This is a genomic window from Streptomyces sp. NRRL B-24085 (genome assembly GCF_001282115.1).
GTDB lineage: Bacteria > Actinomycetota > Actinomycetes > Streptomycetales > Streptomycetaceae > Streptomyces.
This window is the reverse complement of record NZ_LJBR01000445.1, coordinates 1-3,487: the sequence shown is the minus strand read 5'-3', so window position 1 is coordinate 3,487 and position 3,487 is coordinate 1. Positions and strand designations below refer to the sequence as shown.

At 69.7% G+C, this 3,487-nt stretch carries 4 protein-coding genes; 3 read left to right on the top strand and 1 reads right to left on the bottom strand.

All coding sequences use genetic code 11. From position 1 onward, the window contains the following. The first annotated feature begins 44 nt into the window (after positions 1-44). From ectB to thpD, 3 genes are read left to right on the top strand one after another with little or no spacing between them, the layout of a single operon-like run. Positions 45-1,316 carry a diaminobutyrate--2-oxoglutarate transaminase gene (ectB, locus tag AOJ26_RS36120; protein ID WP_053852584.1) on the top strand — a complete coding sequence of 424 codons (1,272 nt, stop codon included), beginning with the start codon at positions 45-47 and terminating at the stop codon, positions 1,314-1,316. Positions 1,317-1,361: 45 nt separating this feature from the next. Then, positions 1,362-1,766, top strand: a complete 405-nt coding sequence (locus AOJ26_RS36115; RefSeq protein ID WP_007381148.1) for an ectoine synthase — start codon at positions 1,362-1,364, stop codon at positions 1,764-1,766. 4 nt (positions 1,767-1,770) lie between these two features. Continuing rightward, positions 1,771-2,667, top strand: a complete 897-nt coding sequence (thpD, locus tag AOJ26_RS36110; protein WP_053852583.1) for an ectoine hydroxylase — start codon at positions 1,771-1,773, stop codon at positions 2,665-2,667. 16 nt (positions 2,668-2,683) lie between these two features. On the opposite strand, the gene AOJ26_RS36105 is transcribed toward thpD, so the two are convergent. Further along, the coding region (locus tag AOJ26_RS36105; protein WP_053852582.1) for a maleylpyruvate isomerase family mycothiol-dependent enzyme at positions 2,684-3,487 on the bottom strand (804 nt) is incomplete at its 5' end.

The following is a 3,487-nucleotide window of genomic DNA, read 5'->3' as shown; positions in this document are numbered from 1 at the left end:
CCCTCTCCGCCTGACCCCCCACGCACCCCGAGGAGCGATTCGTCGTGACCATCACCCAGCCCGACCTCAGCGTCTTCGAGACCCTCGAGTCCGAGGTGCGCAGCTACTGCCGCGGCTGGCCCACCGTCTTCGACCGCGCGCAGGGCAGCCGCATGTACGACGAGGACGGCCACGCGTACCTGGACTTCTTCGCCGGCGCCGGCTCGCTGAACTACGGCCACAACAACCCCGTGCTGAAACGGGCGCTGATCGACTACCTGGAGCGGGACGGCGTCACGCACGGCCTCGACATGTCGACCACCGCCAAGCGCACCTTCCTCCAGACCTTCCAGGACCTGGTGCTGCGCCCGCGCGACCTGCCGTACAAGGTCATGTTCCCGGGCCCGACGGGCACCAACGCCGTGGAGTCGGCCCTCAAGCTGGCCCGGAAGGTCAAGGGCCGCGAGGCGATCGTGTCCTTCACCAACGCCTTCCACGGGATGTCCCTGGGGTCGCTGGCCGTGACCGGCAACGCCTTCAAGCGGGCCGGCGCCGGCATCCCGCTGGTGCACGGCACGCCGATGCCGTTCGACAACTACTTCGACGGCACCGTCGAGGACTTCCTGTGGTTCGAGCGGCTCCTGGAGGACCAGGGCTCCGGCCTCAACAAGCCGGCCGCCGTGATCGTGGAGACCGTGCAGGGCGAGGGCGGCATCAACGTCGCCCGCAAGGAGTGGCTCCAGGCGCTCGCCGCGCTGTGCGAGCGGCAGGACATGCTGCTCATCGTCGACGACATCCAGATGGGCTGCGGCCGGACCGGCGCCTTCTTCTCGTTCGAGGAGGCGGGCATCACGCCGGACATCGTCACCGTCTCCAAGTCCATCAGCGGCTACGGCCTCCCCATGTCCCTGTGCCTGTTCAAGCCGGAGCTGGACATCTGGGAGCCGGGCGAGCACAACGGCACCTTCCGCGGCAACAACCCGGCCTTCGTCACCGCAACCGCCGCCCTGGAGCAGTACTGGGCGGACGGTTCCGCGATGGAGAAGCAGACCCGCGGGCGCGGTGAGCAGGTCGAGCAGGGGCTCATCTCCATCACCGAGGAGAACCTGGCCGACATCAAGGAGTACCGCGGCCGCGGGCTGGTGTGGGGCCTGGAGTTCCACGACAAGGCGCGCGCCGGGCGGGTGGCGCACCGGGCCTTCGAACTCGGGCTGCTCATCGAGACGTCGGGCCCCGAGAGCGAGGTCGTGAAGCTGCTCCCGGCGCTCACGATCACCCCGGAGGAGCTGGACGAGGGGCTCAGCATCCTCGCCCGCGCCGTCCGGGAAACCGTCTGAGCATCCGTCTCAGCAGACCGTTCGACTAGGAGGCATCGCAATACCGTGATCGTCCGTTCGTTCAAGGACATCGAAGGCACCGACCGGCATGTGAAGGCCGCGTCCGGCACCTGGGAGAGCAAACGCATCGTGCTCGCCAAGGAGCGGGTCGGCTTCTCGCTGCACGAGACGATCCTGTACGCGGGCACGGAGACGTCGATGTGGTACGCGAACCACATCGAGGCCGTCGTCTGCGTCGAGGGCGAGGCCGAGCTGACCGACCACGAGAGCGGGCAGACGCACTCGATCACGCCCGGGACCATGTACCTCCTGGACGGTCACGAGCGGCACACACTGCGGGTCAAGGAGGACTTCCGCTGCATCTGTGTGTTCAACCCGCCCGTGACCGGCCGGGAGGACCACGACGAGAACGGCGTCTACCCGCTGCTCACCGAACCCGAGGAGGTGTGACCGCATGACCACCATGACCACCGTCACCGATCTCTACCCCAGCCGCGGCGCCACCGAGGTGTCCGTCCCGCGCAAGGACCCGGTCGTCTGGTCGGCGCCCGGCACGCCGGGACCGATCGCCACGGCCGACCTGGAGGCGTTCGAGCGCGACGGCTTCCTCGCCGTCGACCAGCTCATCGGCCCGGACGAAATCCCGGTCTACCAGCGCGAGTTGGAGCGGCTCATCACCGCTCCGGAGATCCGCGCGGACGAGCGCTCGATCATCGAGCCGAAGTCAAAGGAGATCCGCTCGGTCTTCGAGGTGCACAAGATCAGCGAGGTGTTCGCGAACCTGGTGCGCGACGAGCGGGTCGTCGGCCGGGCCCGGCAGATCCTCGGCTCGGACGTCTACGTCCACCAGTCGCGGATCAACGTCAAGCCCGGTTTCGGGGCCAGCGGCTTCTACTGGCACTCCGACTTCGAGACCTGGCACGCCGAGGACGGCCTGCCCAACATGCGCACGGTGTCCGTCTCGATAGCGCTGACCGAGAACTACGACACCAACGGCGGGCTCATGATCATGCCCGGTTCGCACAAGACCTTCCTCGGGTGCGCGGGCGAGACCCCCAAGGACAACTACAAGAAGTCCCTCCAGATGCAGGACGCGGGCACGCCCTCGGACGAGGCGCTGACGGCGATGGCCTCGGAGTACGGCATCAAGCTGTTCACCGGCAAGGCCGGTTCGGCGACCTGGTTCGACTGCAACGCCATGCACGGCTCCGGCGACAACATCACGCCGTTCCCGCGCAGCAACGTGTTCATCGTGTTCAACAGCGTGGAGAACGAGGCCGTCGAGCCGTTCGCGGCCCCGGTCCGGCGCCCCGAGTTCATCGGCGCCCGGGACTTCACCCCGGTGAAGTGATGCGGTGAGCTGATCCTCACAGCCACGACAGCGACGCGGCCCGCTCCAGTACGTTCCGTACGGCGGCCGCGTCGCCCGTCGTTTCCCGGGGGACGCTGTCCGGCTCGTGCCGACCGCCGACGAGCAGGCAGAAGTCCACCGGGTCCAGGGTGAGTTCGGCGGTCACGGGATCGCTCTGCGAACCGAGGACCCACTGCTCGCCGCCCCGGACCGCGAACAGCACCGGCGGCGCCTCGGTCCCGAGGGCCCCGCCGAGGACGCGGACGGCCAGCCCGACCAGCCGCCCCAGGTGCTCCTCGGGCGGCGGCGGTACGGCCAGGCCCAGGGCGCGGCCGATGTCGTCGGTGTGGATCCACGTCTCGAAGGCACGCACCAGGAAGTGCTCGGTGGCCGGCAGCCTGATGCCCATCGACAGCGTGGTCCGGGCGGCGAGTTCGGGGTCGCGGGCGTGCGCGGTGCCGAGCAGTGCGGCCGCCTGCGCGGACCAGTCGGCGACGGTCTCCCCGGGCGTACGGCCGTACTCGTGGGCGATCACCTCGGCGGTACGCCGCTCCCATGCCTGCGTCCAGTCCGCGTCCTCGTCGATCCGCGCACCCGGCACCCGGGCGTCGATCCCGAGCCGCAGGGCCAGGTGCTCGTCGGCGGCGAGCAGATGGGCGACGGTGGCGTGCACGTCCCAGTCGTGGACGACGGGGGTGGACCAGCGGCCCTCCAGTTCGGGCAGCAGCGCCTCGAACCCGGCGACCGCGGCCGCGTAGGGGGCGGCGTGCCGGGCCACGCGGGCCGGGGCGGGGCGGGCGGCGGCGGGCACCGGCAAGGA

Bases quoted from the DNA above. Each gene is read 5' to 3' on its own strand.
- thpD (WP_053852583.1), top strand. From the start codon at position 1,771: ATGACCACCATGACCACCGTCACCGATCTCTACCCCAGCCGCGGCGCC.